14 protein-coding genes, 2 tRNA genes and 1 pseudogene are annotated in these 16,338 nt (G+C 73.3%); 15 read left to right on the top strand and 2 right to left on the bottom strand.

The window, feature by feature from the left end:
• The first annotated feature begins 115 nt into the window (after positions 1-115).
• The 14 genes and pseudogenes from ACZ518_RS19045 to ACZ518_RS18980 all read left to right on the top strand — a co-directional run bounded on the left by ACZ518_RS19045 (position 116) and on the right by ACZ518_RS18980 (position 14,327).
• Positions 116-280, top strand: coding sequence for a hypothetical protein (locus tag ACZ518_RS19045; RefSeq protein ID WP_469114151.1), 165 nt, complete (start codon positions 116-118; stop codon positions 278-280).
• Between the two features lie 63 nt (positions 281-343).
• A complete protein-coding gene (nadD, locus tag ACZ518_RS19040; RefSeq protein ID WP_007264023.1) occupies positions 344-961 on the top strand; it encodes a nicotinate-nucleotide adenylyltransferase in 618 nt (205 codons plus the stop codon).
• Between the two features lie 24 nt (positions 962-985).
• Positions 986-2,605 carry an LCP family protein gene (locus tag ACZ518_RS19035; RefSeq protein ID WP_469114150.1) on the top strand — a complete coding sequence of 540 codons (1,620 nt, stop codon included), beginning with the start codon at positions 986-988 and terminating at the stop codon, positions 2,603-2,605.
• 141 nt (positions 2,606-2,746) lie between these two features.
• Positions 2,747-3,193 (top strand): ribosome silencing factor, encoded by a 447-nt coding sequence (gene rsfS / locus ACZ518_RS19030; RefSeq protein ID WP_125602767.1) that lies wholly within the window; start codon positions 2,747-2,749, stop codon positions 3,191-3,193.
• On the top strand, positions 3,190-3,852 hold the full coding sequence (locus tag ACZ518_RS19025) for a histidine phosphatase family protein (protein ID WP_469114446.1): 663 nt from the start codon (positions 3,190-3,192) through the stop codon (positions 3,850-3,852). The genes rsfS and ACZ518_RS19025 overlap by 4 nt, the downstream gene beginning before the upstream one ends.
• A gap of 133 nt (positions 3,853-3,985) precedes the next feature.
• A tRNA-Ala gene (locus ACZ518_RS19020) sits at positions 3,986-4,058 on the top strand.
• Positions 4,059-4,204: 146 nt separating this feature from the next.
• The gene (locus ACZ518_RS19015) at positions 4,205-4,438 is read left to right on the top strand and encodes a hypothetical protein (protein ID WP_007264019.1); all 234 of its coding nucleotides are present in this window, start codon (positions 4,205-4,207) and stop codon (positions 4,436-4,438) included.
• 162 nt (positions 4,439-4,600) lie between these two features.
• A tRNA-Ala gene (locus ACZ518_RS19010) sits at positions 4,601-4,673 on the top strand.
• Between the two features lie 258 nt (positions 4,674-4,931).
• A complete protein-coding gene (gene leuS, locus ACZ518_RS19005) occupies positions 4,932-7,796 on the top strand; it encodes a leucine--tRNA ligase (RefSeq protein ID WP_469114149.1) in 2,865 nt (954 codons plus the stop codon).
• 135 nt (positions 7,797-7,931) lie between these two features.
• On the top strand, positions 7,932-8,717 hold the full coding sequence (locus ACZ518_RS19000) for a hypothetical protein (protein WP_469114148.1): 786 nt from the start codon (positions 7,932-7,934) through the stop codon (positions 8,715-8,717).
• 228 nt (positions 8,718-8,945) lie between these two features.
• Complete coding sequence (locus tag ACZ518_RS18995) at positions 8,946-9,791, top strand: DegV family protein (RefSeq protein ID WP_469114147.1); 846 nt, start codon at positions 8,946-8,948, stop codon at positions 9,789-9,791.
• Positions 9,792-10,205: 414 nt separating this feature from the next.
• Complete coding sequence (locus ACZ518_RS18990; RefSeq protein WP_469114146.1) at positions 10,206-10,895, top strand: ComEA family DNA-binding protein; 690 nt, start codon at positions 10,206-10,208, stop codon at positions 10,893-10,895.
• Positions 10,892-13,060: pseudogene (locus ACZ518_RS18985) on the top strand (ComEC/Rec2 family competence protein); the annotation flags it as partial. The gene ACZ518_RS18990 and the pseudogene ACZ518_RS18985, both read left to right, overlap by 4 nt.
• Positions 13,061-13,445: 385 nt before the next feature.
• On the top strand, positions 13,446-14,327 hold the full coding sequence (locus ACZ518_RS18980; RefSeq protein WP_469114145.1) for a YceI family protein: 882 nt from the start codon (positions 13,446-13,448) through the stop codon (positions 14,325-14,327).
• A gap of 35 nt (positions 14,328-14,362) precedes the next feature.
• Here the strand turns inward: ACZ518_RS18980 and ACZ518_RS18975 are convergent, their stop codons facing one another.
• Positions 14,363-14,605: a hypothetical protein gene (locus tag ACZ518_RS18975; protein WP_469114144.1), complete on the bottom strand. Its 243-nt coding sequence runs from the start codon at positions 14,603-14,605 to the stop codon at positions 14,363-14,365.
• A gap of 61 nt (positions 14,606-14,666) precedes the next feature.
• On the opposite strand from ACZ518_RS18975, the gene holA reads away from it, so the two are divergent.
• A complete protein-coding gene (holA, locus tag ACZ518_RS18970) occupies positions 14,667-15,659 on the top strand; it encodes a DNA polymerase III subunit delta (protein ID WP_469114143.1) in 993 nt (330 codons plus the stop codon).
• A gap of 235 nt (positions 15,660-15,894) precedes the next feature.
• On the opposite strand, the gene rpsT is transcribed toward holA, so the two are convergent.
• Positions 15,895-16,155: a 30S ribosomal protein S20 gene (rpsT, locus tag ACZ518_RS18965; RefSeq protein ID WP_030030523.1), complete on the bottom strand. Its 261-nt coding sequence runs from the start codon at positions 16,153-16,155 to the stop codon at positions 15,895-15,897.
• Positions 16,156-16,338 lie beyond the last annotated feature (183 nt).

Below are 16,338 nucleotides of genomic sequence, written 5' to 3'. Positions count from 1 at the left end.
TGGTGACTGCCTCTATCCTCTCCAACGCCTGAGTCGGCGTGAGCGTGCCCAGGGCCCCCGCATACGATGTGAGGGAAGTCTCCGCTCGCTCCCCGACTCGATAGGTACCTGCCTGATGAGCCTCTCCACCACCGCCCACGACCTGGTCCTCCTCGCCGCGGAGGAGGGCGGGCACGGCGGCAGCCACGACAGCCTGAGCCCGTACCTGACCGGTGGCGGCGCGCTCGTCATCCTGCTGCTCATGCTCTGGGTGACCACCCGCCTGAACCGCGACCGCTAAGCCGGGCTCCGTTCGCACCCGGGCCGCCGCGCGCGTGCCACCGGGCCAGTAGGCTCTGCCCTCATGGGAGAGCAGGAAATGCCTACGGGCCCGGTCAAACGCCGGCTCGGAGTGATGGGCGGGACGTTCGACCCGATCCACCACGGACACCTGGTGGCCGCCAGCGAGGTCGCCGCCCTTTTCCACCTCGACGAGGTGGTCTTCGTACCCACGGGCGAACCGTGGCAGAAGTCGCAGCGGGCCGTGTCCCCCGCGGAGGACCGCTACCTGATGACGGTCATCGCGACCGCCTCCAACCCGCAGTTCTCCGTCAGCCGCATCGACATCGACCGCGGCGGCCCGACGTACACCATCGACACCCTGCGGGACCTGAGCGCGCTCAACGCCGACGCCGACCTGTTCTTCATCACCGGTGCCGACGCCCTCGCCCAGATCCTGACCTGGCGCAACGCGGACGAACTGTTCTCCCTCGCCCACTTCATCGGAGTGACCCGGCCCGGCCACGTCCTCACCGACGACGGACTGCCCGAGGGCGGGGTCTCGCTGGTCGAGGTCCCCGCGCTCGCGATCTCCTCCACGGACTGCCGCACGAGGGTCGCCCAGGGCGATCCGGTCTGGTATCTGGTTCCGGACGGTGTGGTGCGCTACATCGACAAGCGCGAGCTGTACCGGGGAGCCTGAGCTTCCGGAGAGAGGGGCCCCGCGGTGAACGACCCACAGGATCCGTACGACCCGTACGCCGCCCAGCAGCAGTTCATCGGCTACGACGCGTACGGCAGACCCGTGTACGGCCAGGTGACCGCACAGCCCGTACAGCCCGTCCCGCCCCCGTACGAGCAGCAGTACCCGCAGTACCCCCAGTACGAGCAGCCGTACCCGGAGCCGCAGGCCCACGACCCGTACCCGGGGCAGCAGGGGTACCCGCAGTGGATCCCGCAGCAGGCCGCCCCCCAGCAGCAGCAGCCGGCCCCGGCCCCGGCACCGGCGCCCGCCCAGGTGCCCGAGCCGCGCCGGGCGGCGCCCGCCGAGACCGCCGCCGGGGTCACGGACGCCCCCGGCGGCCGTGACTACCGCACGGAGCAGTTCGCCTTCATCGACCAGCCCGACGAGGACTCCGAGGACGTCATCGACTGGCTCGCCTTCACCGAGAGCCGGACCGAACGCCGCGAGGAGGCCCGCCGCCGCGGCCGCAACCGGGTCGTCGCACTGGTCGTCGTCCTCGCCCTGTCCGCCGTCGGCGGGCTGGGCTACCTCTGGTACGCGGGCAAGCTGCCGTTCCTCGACGGCCCCGGGCAGAAGGAGGGCGCCGCGGCCGCCGCCGGCGCGCAGAAGCGCGACATGATCGTCGTCCACCTGCGCAACACCAAGCGGGGCGGCAGCTCGACGGCCCTCCTCGTGGACAACGTCACGACCGGGCGGGGCGCCACCGTCCTGATCCCCAACACCCTGGGCGTCCCCAAGCAGGACGGCACCGGCACCTCCCTCGGCAAGGCCGTCGAGGAGGGCGGCCTCGGCACCCGGGAGTCCCTCGACACCGTCCTCGGCACCCGCATCGGCGGCACCTGGCGCCTGGACACCCCCTTCCTGGAGCGCCTCGTCGAGCTGGTCGGGGGCATCGAGGTGGACACCGACGCCGCCGTCCCGGCCGACGAGCAGGCCAAGACCCCGGCCGTGGCACAGGGGGCGAAGCAGAGCCTGACCGGGGCGATGGCCGTCGCGTACGCCACCTACCGGGGCCGGGGCGAACCGGAGGCGAAGCAGCTGGAGCGCACCGGCAGGGTGCTCTACGCCGTCCTCCGCAAGATCCCCGGCGACCCCGGGGCGGCGGCCACGACCGTCGAGAGCATGGGCCAGATCCTCGATCCGGGGCTCGACGCGCAGAACCTCGGCGGTCTGCTCTCGCGGATCGGCGAGCACGCCAAGGTGGCGGCGTACCGCACCGAGGTGCTCACCGTGAAGCCGGACGGCGGCCTGACCGACGAGGCCAACCGGAAGGTGGTCAAGGAGATCCTCGGCGGCTCCTTCAGCGCGGCCCAGCCCGGAGCCGCCCCGCGGGTCGGCCTCAAGGACGCCACCGGGGACGAGAAGGCGCAGGTCACGGCGAAGGCGGCGCTGCTCAACGGCGGCTACGGCTTCGTGGACGGAGGCAAGGCCGACCGGACGGCGGCCGCCACGCAGATCACGTACCAGGACGAGGCCCAGCGGGACCGGGCGGTCGACGTCGCCAAGACACTGGGGCTGCCGGAGAGCGCCGTCAAGAAGGCCGAGAGCCCCGTGAACGCGGACGTCGTGGTGGTGCTGGGCAGGGACTACAAGCCGTCCTGACGGGCCGGCCGGACCGGGAGGCCACCGTCCCGTTCCGGCTCCCACCTGCTCCTTCGCCCGCGCCGGACGTTCCGCGCGGGCGGCGTCGGCGGTACGTGAGACCCTTGTGGGTATCTGTCCGCCAACCCGAAAGCATGGCCAGTGACCGCCACGGACCGCTCCATCGAGCTCATCACCACCGCCGCCCAGGCGGCGGCCGACCGGCTCGCGCACGACATCATCGCGTACGACGTCAGCGACGTGCTGTCGATCACCGACGCCTTCCTGCTCGCCTCGGCGCCCAACGACCGCCAGGTCAAGTCGATCGTCGACGAGATCGAGGAGCGCCTCCTCAAGGAGCTCGGCGCCAAGCCGGTGCGCCGCGAGGGCGACCGCGACGCCCGCTGGATCCTGCTCGACTACGTCGACATCGTCGTCCACGTCCAGCACAGCGAGGAGCGCGTCTTCTACGCGCTGGAGCGCCTGTGGAAGGACTGCCCGGAGATCGAGCTCCCCGAGGACGCCAAGCTCACCATCGGCAAGGCCGAGGAGCACGCCAAGCTGCGCGAGGCGCAGGGCGACGACGAGATGGACGGTGATCTGTTCTGAGCACGACCACGACGCCTGCCGGCAAGCCCGGCAGGAAGATCGTCCTCTGGCGGCACGGCCAGACCTCGTGGAATCTCGAGCGCCGCTTCCAGGGCTCTACCGACATCGAGCTGACCGAGACGGGTGTGGCGCAGGCGCGCCGCTCGGCCCGGCTGCTCGCCTCGCTGAAGCCGGACGCCATCGTGGCCTCCGACCTGCGGCGGGCCGCGGACACGGCGGCCGAGCTGGCCGGCGTCACGGGCCTGTCCGTGGCGCACGACGAGGCGCTGCGCGAGACGTACGCGGGCGAGTGGCAGGGCCTCACCCACGAGGAGATCCTCGCGAAGTACGGCGAGCAGTACGCGGCGTGGAAGCGCGGCGAGCCCGTCCGCCGCGGCGGCGGCGAGCTGGAGACCGAGGTCGCCGACCGCGCCGCTCCGGTGGTGCTGGACCATGCGGACCGGCTGCCCGAGGGCGGCACGCTCGTCGTCGTCAGCCACGGCGGCACCATCCGTACGACGATCGGGCGGCTGCTGGGCCTGGAGCCGTACCACTGGGAGGGCCTGGGCGGGCTCTCCAACTGCTGCTGGTCCGTCCTCGGCGAGGGCGCGCGCGGCTGGCGCCTGCTGGAGCACAACGCCGGCACGCTGCCGGAGCCGGTGCTCGGCGACGACGACTGAGGCTCCGCCGGGGCCCTCCGTGTGGCCCGCAGGGCCGCTCGGGCCCGGATTTCACTTTCCGGCTGGTCACAGGCTAGAGTTCTTCTTGTTCGCAGCGAAGAACACCGGAAACGGGGGGAACGCGGCGGAGAGCGGGGCTATAGCTCAGTTGGTAGAGCGCCTGCATGGCATGCAGGAGGTCAGGAGTTCAATTCTCCTTAGCTCCACAATCAGGATCCCGTCCCCAACAGGGGGCGGGATCCTTGCGTTTGTTCCCCTTTGTGTGCTTGCTGACCCGTCCGCTGTCGACGTGGCAGAATCGGACGGCCGGAGGGGGACACGACGGCCCGACGCGGGAGGGAGTCGCTGACGGATGGGTGCACACCGGCGGCGGTGCGACTGGTGCAACAACGGCACGCCGATCGTGCGGGACATGGAACCGGTCAATCCCGACTACCAGTACTGGTGCGAGGAATGCGCGCGGGCGCTGATCATAAAAGGCGACCCGATCGAGACGTATCGGGAGCTGGAGGGCGAGCCGATCTACGGCCGCCTGCTCGACGAGCACTGCACGCTGAAGCGCTTCTACCAGTTCGCCCGGGCGTGACCGGGTGGCTCCGGCGGGCGGGTCAACGGTGGCCGAATCGGACATAACGGGCCCCCGGAAACCGATTTTTGGTCTGGGGCCATGACCGTGTAATGTTCTCGATGTCGCCAGGGGGAACCGGCAAGGGAAACCGAGAAGGGGCCCGGCGGCAGAGAGAAACAAGGGGCTATAGCTCAGTTGGTAGAGCGCCTGCATGGCATGCAGGAGGTCAGGAGTTCAATTCTCCTTAGCTCCACAGTGAAGAAGCGGGTCACCCGGACAGGGTGGCCCGCTTCTCGTTGTGCCCGACCGGTGGAACGTCGGAGCGCCCGTGGGGGCCGCTGCGGTACCCTGACGCCATGCGTGCCGTACGCCTTCTGCTTACCGAGCCGCGCTGATCAGTACCGACCCTTCGAGAAGGTCGGCATCGGCGCGGCGTCCCCTCCTGTGCGAGGGGTTTTTTCGTTTGGGCGGGCAGATGACGGCAGAGACGATCGATGGAGCTTCAGAAATCATGAGCGAGACGAACACCCCGGCCCCCGAGGCGGCCGAGGGGCACCGTTACACGGCTGCCATGGCCGCCGACATCGAGGCACGCTGGCAGGACGCATGGGACGCGGAGGGCACCTACGAGGCGCCGAACCCGACCGGTGACCTGGCCGGCGACCCCGCGGTCGTCGCCCGGCCCAAGAAGTTCATCATGGACATGTTCCCGTACCCCTCCGGTGCGGGCCTGCACGTCGGCCACCCGCTCGGGTACATCGCCACCGACGTCTACGCGCGCCACCAGCGGATGTCCGGCCACAACGTACTGCACACCCTGGGCTTCGACGCCTTCGGCCTGCCGGCCGAGCAGTACGCCGTGCAGACCGGCACGCACCCGCGCGTGTCGACCGAGGCGAACATCGAGAACATGAAGGTCCAGCTGCGCCGGCTGGGCCTGGGCCACGACAAGCGCCGGTCCTTCGCGACGATCGACCCCGAGTACTACAAGTGGACCCAGTGGATCTTCCTGCAGATCTACAACTCCTGGTACGACGCCGACGCCAAGAAGGCCCGCCCGGTCTCCGAGCTGGTCGCCGCCTTCGAGAACGGCACCCGTGAGGTCCCCGGAGGCCGCGCCTGGGCCGGCCTGACCGCCGCCGAGCGCGCCGACGTGCTGAACGGCTTCCGCCTGGCCTACGCCTCCGACGCGCCCGTGAACTGGTGCCCCGGGCTGGGCACCGTACTGGCCAACGAGGAGGTCACCGCCGACGGCCGGTCCGAGCGCGGCAACTTCCCCGTCTTCAAGTCCCGCCTGAGCCAGTGGAACATGCGGATCACGGCCTACGCGGACCGCCTGCTGGACGACCTGGACGCGCTGGACTGGCCCGAGGCCATCAAGCTGCAGCAGCGCAACTGGATCGGCCGCAGCGAGGGCGCCCGCGTCGATTTCGCGCTGGGCGACGAGGCCATCACCGTCTTCACCACCCGCCCGGACACGCTGTTCGGCGCCACCTACATGGTCCTGGCGCCCGAGCACCCGCTGGTCGAGAAGTTCATCCCGGCCGCCTGGCCCGAGGGCACCCACGACGTGTGGACCGGCGGATACGCCACCCCCGCCGAGGCCGTGGCCGCGTACCGCAAGCAGGCCGCCTCCAAGTCGGACGTCGAGCGGCAGGCCGAGGCCAAGGACAAGACCGGTGTCTTCACCGGCGAGTACGCGGTCAACCCGGTCAGCGGCGACAAGGTCCCCGTCTTCATCGCCGACTACGTGCTGATGGGCTACGGCACCGGCGCGATCATGGCCGTCCCGGCGCACGACGCCCGCGACTTCGAGTTCGCCCGCGCCTTCGAGCTGCCGATCCGCTGCGTCGTCGAGCCCACGGACGGCCGCGGCACCGACACCGCCGAGTGGGAGGACGCGTTCGTCTCCCACGACGCCAAGCTGGTGAACTCCGCCGGCGAGGGCGTCTCGCTGGACGGCCTGGGCGTCGTCGAGGCCAAGGCCGCCATCACCGAGTGGCTGACCGGGCGCGGCATCGGCGAGGGCACCGTCAACTTCCGCCTGCGCGACTGGCTGTTCAGCCGCCAGCGGTACTGGGGCGAGCCCTTCCCGATCGTCTACGACGCGGACGGCGTCGCCCACTCGCTGCCCGAGTCGATGCTGCCGCTGGAGCTGCCGGAGGTCGAGGACTACTCGCCGCGCACCTTCGAGCCCGACGACGCCACCTCCAAGCCGGAGACCCCGCTGTCGCGCAACGAGGCGTGGGTCAACGTGGAGCTGGACCTGGGCGACGGTGTGAAGTCCTACCGCCGCGAGACCAACACCATGCCCAACTGGGCCGGTTCCTGCTGGTACGAGCTGCGCTACCTGGACCCGCACAACGCGTCCGCCCTGGTGGACCCGGAGATCGAGCAGTACTGGATGGGCCCGCGCGAGGGCGCGCCGCACGGCGGCGTCGACCTGTACGTGGGCGGCGCCGAGCACGCGGTGCTGCACCTGCTGTACGCCCGCTTCTGGTCCAAGGTGCTGTTCGACCTGGGCCACGTCTCGTCGGCCGAGCCGTTCCACAAGCTGTTCAACCAGGGCATGATCCAGGCGTACGCCTACACCGACGCGCGCGGTGTGTACGTCCCGGCGGCCGAGGTCGAGGAGCGCGACGGCGGCTGGTTCCACCAGGGCGAGCCCGTCAAGCGCGAGCACGGCAAGATGGGCAAGTCCCTGAAGAACGCCGTCACGCCCGACGAGATCTGCGAGGAGTACGGCGCGGACACCCTGCGCCTGTACGAGATGGCGATGGGCCCGCTGGACGTCTCGCGTCCGTGGGACACCCGCGCCGTCGTCGGCCAGTACCGGCTGCTGCAGCGCCTGTGGCGCAACATCGTGGACGAGGAGACCGGCGAGGTCACCGTCGTCGACGGGGAGCCCGACGAGGCCACCCTGCGCGCCCTGCACAAGGCCGTCGACGGGGCCGGCTCCGACATGGCGGGCCTGCGGTTCAACACCGCCATCGCCAAGATCACCGAGCTGAACAACGCCCTGACGAAGGCGGGCCGCCCGCTGGAGCGCTCCGTGGCCGAGCGGCTGGTCCTGCTGGTCGCCCCGCTGGCCCCGCACATCGCGGAGGAGCTGTGGCACCGCCTGGGCCACACCGACTCGGTGGTCCACCAGGACTTCCCGGTCGCGGACCCGGCGTACGTCGTGGACGAGACGGTCACCTGCGTGGTCCAGGTCAAGGGCAAGGTCAAGGCGCGCCTGGAGGTGCCGCCGAGCATCTCGGAGGCCGACCTGGAGCAGCTGGCCGTCACCGACGCGGGCGTCGTCGCGGCCCTGGGCGGCGCGGAGATCCGCAAGGTGATCGTGCGCGCGCCGAAGCTGGTGAACATCGTCATCTGAGGCGGCCTGCGGCCCGTACGGGCCGGCTCCTCGGGGTGATCCCGTACGGGCAGGTTGGGGGTTCGATTGGAACCCCTGGCCTGCCCGTGGCGTTTACGGTGTGGGGGACGGGAACAAGCCGGGGAAGGGAACCTCATGGAGGTAGGCGCGTTGATCATCATCTTTGCCCTGGTGGTGCTGTTCGCCTTCCTGGGGCTGGGCGCCTGGGCCACGGTCAAGGCGGTCGGCGCGGCCAAGCGCGGCGTGGACCGGACGATCACGCAGGCCCGCCGGACGGTGGAGGACACCACCCTGAAGGCCAGGAGCATCGGTCAGACCGGGGTCGCCGGCGCGCTGGCGCAGCTGCGGCTCGACCTGCGGAACTCCATGCGCGCCACGCAGGCCGCCCTGTACCACGGGGTGCAGTCGGACGGCTCTCTGCAGGAGTCCGTCGCCCTCTTCGAGCGGCTGAGCCGGCACGGGCACGAGCTGGACGACGAGCTGAAGCGGCTGGAGCAGGAGCCCGACCGCAAGCGGATCGCGGAGCGCCTGCCCGAGCTGCGGGAGCGCACCCTCAAGATCACGAAGTCGGCCGATTCCCTGCGGTGGGCGGCGCGTGACCGCGCCCGGCGGTTCGCGGACGACGAGCTGGCGCTGCTCTCGGAGCAGATCGAGGTCGAGTCGGACGCGCTGCGGGACTGGTCCCGGGAGTCGGTCGACGACCTGGCGGCCGCGGCGGCGGCCTGGGACGCGGGCCAGGAGGCCGCGGGCGGCCCCGCTGCGGCTCCGGGCGCCGGGCCGGGCGCGCGGCCGGCCCAGCCGTCGCATCGGGCCGGGGAAGCGGCACGGCCCGCGGAGCCGGAGCGGCCGGCGCTGGACCCGTCCGCTCCCGCGGCGGCGTACCCCTGGCAGAAGGCCCCCAGGCCGGAGGCCACCACCTGAGCGGAGGGGACCACCTGCGCGGAGGGGACCACCTGCGCGGAGGGGACCACTTGTGCGGAGGGGACCACTTGTGCGGAGGGGACCACTTGTGCGGAGGGCACTACCTGCGCGGAGGCCACACCTGAGCGGAGGGGACCACCTGCGCGGAGGGCGCGGTCCGGCGGTGGTCCGGGCCGCGGAGGAGTCCCGGGCTGCCGGAACACCTGCTCTGCCGGTAACCTCCGGCTCATGTCCCGCCATGTCGCGATCGTCACCGATTCCACGGCCTACCTGCCCCCGCAGGCGATGGCGCGGCACGGGATCACCTCCGTCCCCCTGACCGTGGTCCTGGGCGACGAGGCCCTTGAGGAGGGGACCGAGATCTCGGCCCGAAGCCTCGCCGCGGCCCTGCAGAAGCGCCGCCCGGTCACCACCTCCCGCCCCGGCCCGGAGCAGTTCGTGCGCGCCTACCGGGAGGCCGCGGAGGCCGGGGCCACCGGCATCGTGAGCCTGCACCTGTCCTCCGAGTTCTCCGGCACCTACGACGCCGCCGTGGTCGCGGCCCAGACCGCCCCCGTGCCGGTCCGCGTCGTCGACACCGGCATGGTGGCCATGGCCCTCGGTTTCTGCGCCCTCGCCGCCGCCGAGACCGCCGAGGCCGGCGGGTCCGCCGACGAGGCCGTGGCCGCCGCCGAGAAGCGGGCCGCGGAGATGTCGGCCTACTTCTACGTGGACACCCTCGACTACCTGAGGCGCGGCGGCCGGATCGGGGCCGCGCAGGCACTGCTCGGCTCCGCTCTGGCGGTCAAGCCGCTGCTGACCCTGGACGGCGGACGGATCGAGATGCTGGAGAAGGTGCGCACGGCCTCCAAGGCCATCGCCCGGCTGGAGGAGCTGGCCGTCGAACGGGCCGGGGCGCGGGGCGTCGACGTCGCCGTCCACCATCTGGCGGCCCCGGAGCGGGCCGAGAAGCTCGCCGAGCGGCTGCGCGAGCGCATCCCCGGCCTGGTCGAGCTGCACGTCAGCGAGGTGGGCGCGGTGATCGGCGCGCACACCGGGCCGGGGCTGCTGGCGGCGGTCGTCTCGCCCCGCTGATCACCCGGAAGGGTGGCCGGGTTATCCACAACGGGCCGGTTTTCCACCGGAATTGAGGGCTCCGAGCGGTGGTCCGGGGGTCGGCCCTAGCTTCGGGGCATGACTCTTCGAACGCGTACTCCAGGTGTCTCCACGGCTTCTCCTCCCACCGGTGCCGGCGGGAGCGGGCCCGGGCGGGCGCGCCGGTCCGACGGCAGGCTCCGCGACCGGCGCCGCGCCCGTGCCCGGCCCCGGCCCGATCCCGCCGAGGTGCGGCGCAGGGCCGAGGCGCTGATGGCGGGCGGGGCGGCGGGGGCGCGGGAGGAGCCCCGGGCCCTGCGGGTGGCGGATCCGCCGGGTGCGGTGGATCCGCCGGGTGTGGGGGAACCGCCGGGTGCGGTGGGTCCCCCGGGTGTGGGGGATTCCTCTGGTGGGGTGGACGCGCCGTTGGGGGCCGGGGAGGCGCGGAGGCTGGCGCTGCGGGAGCGGCTGCCCGTGTGGGTGCAGGTCCGGTGCGGGGTGGAGCCGAGGACGGTGGCCGCAGTGGCGGTGGTGCTGGTGGTGGCGGTCGGCTTCGCCGCCCAGCAGTACTGGTCGGGCCGGCCGCAGCCGGTGACGGCCCCGGCCGTGCTCGCGCCCGGTTCCGCCGCTTCCGCCCCGGTGCCGTCGGCGGCCCCGGCCGGCGGGGGTGCCCGCATCGTGGTGGACGTCGGCGGGAAGGTCCGCGACCCCGGTGTGCGGAGACTGCCCAGCGGCTCGCGGGTGGAGGACGCGCTGGCCGCCGCCGGGGGAGTGCGGCCGGGCACGGACACCACCGGGCTCAACCGGGCCCGGGTGCTGGTGGACGGCGAACAGGTGCTGGTGGGTGTCACCGCGCAGCCGGGCGTGGGCGGACCGGCTCCCGGCGCGGGGGCGGGTGCGGGCGGCGGGGCCGGTCCGCTGAGCCTCGGCAGCGCGACGGTCGATCAGCTGGACGGGCTGCCCGGGGTGGGGCCCGTGCTCGCCCGGAACATCGTCGAGTTCCGGACCGCCCGGGGCGGGTTCCGGGCCGTGGAGGACCTCCGGCAGGTCGACGGGATCGGCGAGCGGAGGTTCGCCGAGCTGCGAAGGCTGGTGCGGCCGTGAGCGCCGCCCTGGAGCCGGCCGGGGGTGAGGTGGCCGAGGAGCCGGCCGAGGGCGAGCGGGCCGGGCCGGTGGACCTGCGGCTGGCGGTGCCGGCCGTGGCGGCCTGGGGTGCGGCGGCGCTGGCGCTCGGGGTGCCGGGCGGGTGGAGCGCCGCCGGGGCGGGGCTCGCGGCGGCCGCGGCGGGGGTGCTGCTGCTCGCCGGCGCTCGCGGGTCGCAGCCGCTGTGGGGGGTCGGACCGGCCGTGGCCGCCGCGCTGCTCTGCGCCGCCGCCGGGGCGGGGGTGGCCGGGCTGGAGCGGGCCGAGGCGCGGGCGGGGCCGGTGGCCCGGCTGGCCGGGGAACACGCCCGGGTGCGCGCGGAGCTCACCGTCGGCTCGGACCCCCGGACGGCCCGGGGCGGGGCTGGGCCGCCGGTGGTGGTGCTGGACGCGGTGCTGACCGGGGTGAGCGGCCCCGACGGGACGCGGATCCGGGTGGAGACCCCGGTACGGGTGCTGGCCGGGCATCCGGGGTGGGCCCGGCTGGAGCCCTCGACCCGGGTCACGGTGGTGGCCCGGCTGGGGCCGGCGCGGGACGGGGAGCGGGCCGTGGCCCTGCTCCGCCCGGCAGCGGACACCCCGCCCGGGGTGACGGGCGGCCCCGACCGGGTGCAGCGGCTCGCGGGGGCGCTGCGGGCCGGGCTGAGGGAGGCCACCGAGGGGCTTCCCGGGGACGCCAGGGCCCTGCTGCCGGGGCTGGTGGTCGGGGACACCTCCCGGATCCCGCCCGAGCTGCACGAGGCGTTCAGGGCCACCGATCTGCTGCACCTGCTGGCCGTCTCGGGCTCCAACCTGACCGTGGTGCTGTATCTGCTGATCGGGTCCCCGGCCCGCGCGCAGCACGCCGAGCGGAGCGGGCTCGCGCCCCGGCTGGGGCTCTCGCTGCGGGCCACCGCCCTGGGCGGTGCGGCGCTGACGCTGGCCTTCGTGGTGGTGTGCCGGCCCGACCCGAGCGTGCTGCGGGCCGCCGCCTGCGGAGCGGTCACCCTGCTGGCCCTGGCCACCGGGCGGCGCAGGTCCCTCATCCCGGCGCTGGCCGGGGCCGTGCTGCTGCTGGTGCTGTACGACCCGTGGCTCGCCCGCAGCGCCGGGTTCCTCCTCTCGGTACTGGCCACCGGGGCGCTGCTCACCCTCGGGCCGCGCTGGAGCGGGGCCCTGCGGCGGCGCGGGACGCCGCCGCGCATCGCCGACGCCCTGGGGGCGGCCCTCGCGGCGCAGGCCGTCTGCGCCCCGGTGGTGGCGGTGCTCTCCGCCCGGGTGAGCCTGGTCGCCGTGCCGTGCAACCTGCTGGCGGAGCTGGCGGCGGGCCCCGCCACCGTGCTCGGCTTCGCGGTCCTCGCCGCGGCCCCGCTGTCCATGCCCGCGGCGGAACTGCTCGCCCGGTGCGCGGGGGTGCCGGCCGGGTGGATCGCCGCCGTGGCGCGGGGCGGGGCCCGGCTGCCGGGGGCGGAGCTGCCCTGGCCGGGCGGGCTCGGGGGCGGGCTGCTGCTGGGTGCGGCCACGCTGGCCGCGGTGGGGCTCGGGGCCCGGTTCGGGCGGCGGCGCGGGGCCTGTGCCGCCGTGGCCGTGCTGCTGCTGATCGCGGTGCTGCGGCCGCCGCAGCTGATCCGTACCGTCACCGGCTGGCCGCCGCCGGACTGGAGCTACGTCCAGTGCGACGTGGGCCAGGGCGATGCCGCCGTGCTGGCCGCCGGTCCCGGTACGGCCGTCGTGGTCGACGCCGGGCCCGAACCGGGGCCGGTCGACGACTGCCTGCGTGCGCTGGGCGTGAGCCGGATCCCGCTGCTCCTGCTGACGCACTTTCACGCCGACCACGTGGGAGGGGTTCCCGGGGTGCTGAGGGGCCGGTCCGTGGGTGTGATCGAAACCACCGTGCTGGAGGAGCCGCCCGCGCAGGCGGCCGCGGTCCGTCGTGCGGCGGCGCGGGCCGGGGTGCCCGTCGTGCCGGCGGTGCCGGGGGAGCGGCGCCGGACCGGTCCGCTGGAGTGGCAGGTGCTGTGGCCCTCGGCGACGGCTCCGCCGCCGGAGGGCCCCAACGACGCCAGCGTCGTCCTGCTGGTGCGCACCGCGGGGCTGACGCTCCTGCTGCTCGGAGACCTCGAACCGCCGTCCCAGGAAGCGCTTCTGAGGGAGCATCCGGAGCTGGGCCCGGTGGACGTGCTGAAGGTCGCCCACCACGGGTCGGCGCACCAGGACCAGGGCCTCCAGGACCGGATCCGGCCACGCCTGGCGATCGTCCCCGTCGGTGCCGGCAACCGCTACGGGCACCCCGCGCGGGGCACGATCGCGCAGCTCAGAGCCCATGGGGCGGCCGTGCTGCGCACCGACGAGGACGGCTCCGTGGCGGTGTTGGGAAGCGGTGCGCGGATGCGTGCGTTTCCGGCCGGACGGCGTCCGAAAGCGCGCGGTCATACCGGGCGCGACCACTCTGTTTGCCCACAACCCGACAGCATGATCGAATGCGTCTTCGCCAGAACGGTCCAAGTCCACACAGCACGGGGGTGCACTAGCCATGTTCGGTCGCCGACGGGGGATGGAGACGACCAGCGGTGCCGCTTCGACTACATCCGCGACTCTCACACTGCCGCACACGGCGCGGCTGTTGAGCTGCCGGGTGCTCGACACGGTCCACCAGCCCATCCGACAGGCCAAGTTCGAAGTCACCGACCCGATCGGCCGACGGGTCGTCAGCGGGGAGACGGACCCCTACGGAGGGTTCACCGCGGCCATGCCGGAGGGCGAGTACCGCCTCTCCGTCATCGCCGAGGGCTACGCGCCCTTCCACGGGGCGACGCTGGTGGGGGACCCGGCGCAGCCCGGCACGGCAGAGATCATCCTGGACTCGGTGGAGCCGCCGCTGCTGCCGCAGCCCGGGCACTGGGAGCTCGACCCGACGCACTCGTCCATCGCCTTCACCGCCCGGCACATCGGCTTCGCCCGGATCCACGGCCGGTTCACGACCTTCGCCGGCGCGGTGCGGATAGCCGAGCGCATGGAGGACTCCTCCATGCACGTGATCATCGACACGGCGAGCATCGACACCGGGATGCGCAGGCGGGACGACCACCTGCGGTCCGCCGACTTCCTGGACGCGGTCCGGCACCCGCGGGTGGAGTTCTACAGCGAGCGGTTCATCCACCGCAGCGGCAGCCGCTGGGCCGTCGCGGGCGCCCTCACCCTCCACGGGGTCAGCCGCTCGGTCACCCTGGACACCCAGTACCTGGGCCACGGCACGGGCCTGGAGGGCGAGCCGCGTGCCGCCTGCCGCGCCACGGCCGAGCTGAACCGCGGGGACTTCGCGCTGAACTGGCAGTCGGTGCTGGCGCAGGGGATCGCGGCGATCGGGCCGAGCGTGGAAGTGGAGCTGGACGTGCAGATCGTCCACAAGGCGTAGCCGCACGCGTGGGCGGCGGGCGCGGGCGCGCCGCCCTACGGGGCCTCCAGCCAGCCCTCGTACTCGGCGGCGAGCTCGTCCAGCGTGGTGGCGTCGAGCCGTTCCCGGGGGTCCTCGACGACCACCAGCCACTGGGCGTCCTCGGCGTCGTCCTCGCCGGCGAGGGCGTCGCGCACCAGCTGGGGCTCCTCCGGGAGGCCGAAGCGGTCCACGGCCTCCCGGGCCACCTCCTCGGCGGCGTCGCGGTCGGGCAGGACCAGTACATGTCGCACGTTCACCCGACCATTCTGGGGCACCGGGCGCGGGGCGCTGTCAGTGCGGCGTGGGATGCTGGGGGCGATGGCCACCAGGAAGAACCCCACCGACGATCTGCTCGCCCCGATCACCCTCGCGGTGGGGCAGGAGGACCTGCTGCTCGACCGTGCCGTACGGGACGTGGTGACGGCGGCCCGCGCCGCGGACGCCGACACCGACGTGCGGGACCTCACCTCCGACCAGCTCCAGCCCGGCACGCTGGCGGAGCTGACCAGCCCTTCGCTGTTCTCCGAGCGCAAGGTCCTGATCGTGCGGAACGCGCAGGACCTGGGTGCGGACACGGTGAAGGAGCTCAAGGCCTATATCGCCGACCCGTACGAGGAGATCACCCTCGTCCTGCTGCACGCGGGCGGGGTCAAGGGCAAGGGCGTGCTGGACGCGGCGCGCAAGGCGGGTGCCCGCGAGATCGCCTGCCCGAAGATGACGAAGGCGGCGGACCGGCTGTCGTTCGTGCGGGGGGAGTTCCGGACCCTGGGGCGTTCGGCGACCCCCGAGGCGTGCCAGACGCTGGTGGACGCGATCGGCAGCGACCTGCGCGAGCTGGCGAGCGCGGCGGCGCAGCTGTGCGCGGACGTCGAGGGCACCATCGACGAGGCCGTGGTCGGCCGCTACTACACGGGCCGGGCGGAGGCGTCCAGCTTCACGGTCGCCGACCGTGCGGTCGAGGGCCGGGCCGCGGAGGCCCTCGAAGCACTCCGCTGGTCCCTCGCGACCGGTGTGGCACCCGTGCTGATCACCAGCGCCCTGGCGCAGGCGGTCCGGGCCATCGGCAAGCTCGCCTCCGCCCCGCGCGGGGCCCGTCCGGGCGACCTCGCCCGGGACCTCGGCATGCCGCCGTGGAAGATCGACCGGGTGCGGCAGCAGATGCGGGGCTGGTCGGCGGACGGGGTCGCGGACGCGCTGCGTGCCGTGGCGCTGGCCGACGCGGGGGTCAAGGGCGGTGGGGACGACCCCGAGTACGCGCTGGAGAAGGCCGTCGTCGCCGTGGCGCGGGCCGCGAGGGCCTCGCGGCGCTGAGTGGACCCGGTCCGGGGGCTCCGCCCCCGGACCCCGCGCCTCACACGCCGGCGGGGACGGATGCGCGAAGGCCCCGGACTCCGCCCTGGGGAAGGGGGAGGCCGGGGCCTTCGGTCACTGCTGTGTGCGCCGCACCCGCGTGGCGAACGCAGGCCGCGTGCGGCGCGGGGTGCCGGTCAGGAGCGGGAGAGAGGGCCCGCTTGGTCCGTCCCGGCGTTCACATCGAGTGCGGAACTCAGATGGCGGCAACCTTGGAGGCCAGCGCCGACTTCTTGTTGGCGGCGGCGTTCTTGTGGATGACACCCTTCGAGACGGCCTTGTCCAGCTTCTTGGAAGCCAGGCGGGCCGCAGCGGTGGCCTTCTCCGCGTCGCCGGCGAGGATCGCCTCGTTGGCCTTGCGGATGAAGGTGCGCAGCTCGGACTTGACCGACTTGTTGCGAAGGCGAGCCTTCTCGTTGGTCTTGTTCCGCTTGATCTGGGACTTGATGTTCGCCACGAAAGAGCCTTTTCAGGTTCAGAGTATTTTCCGGATCGTGCCCCTCCTGCTGAGAGGGCATGAGAGACACAGCCACCCAGGTTACCAGGCGCGCTTCGACCGGCCCAAACCGAGCGCATCCCCGCGTCCATGGGACCATGGGAGTCTGCGTACCGATCCGACAGCAGATCCGACAGCGACCCG

This window comes from Streptomyces sp. NPDC033966, assembly GCF_055575955.1.
This window is presented reverse-complemented; position numbering and strand designations above follow the sequence as displayed.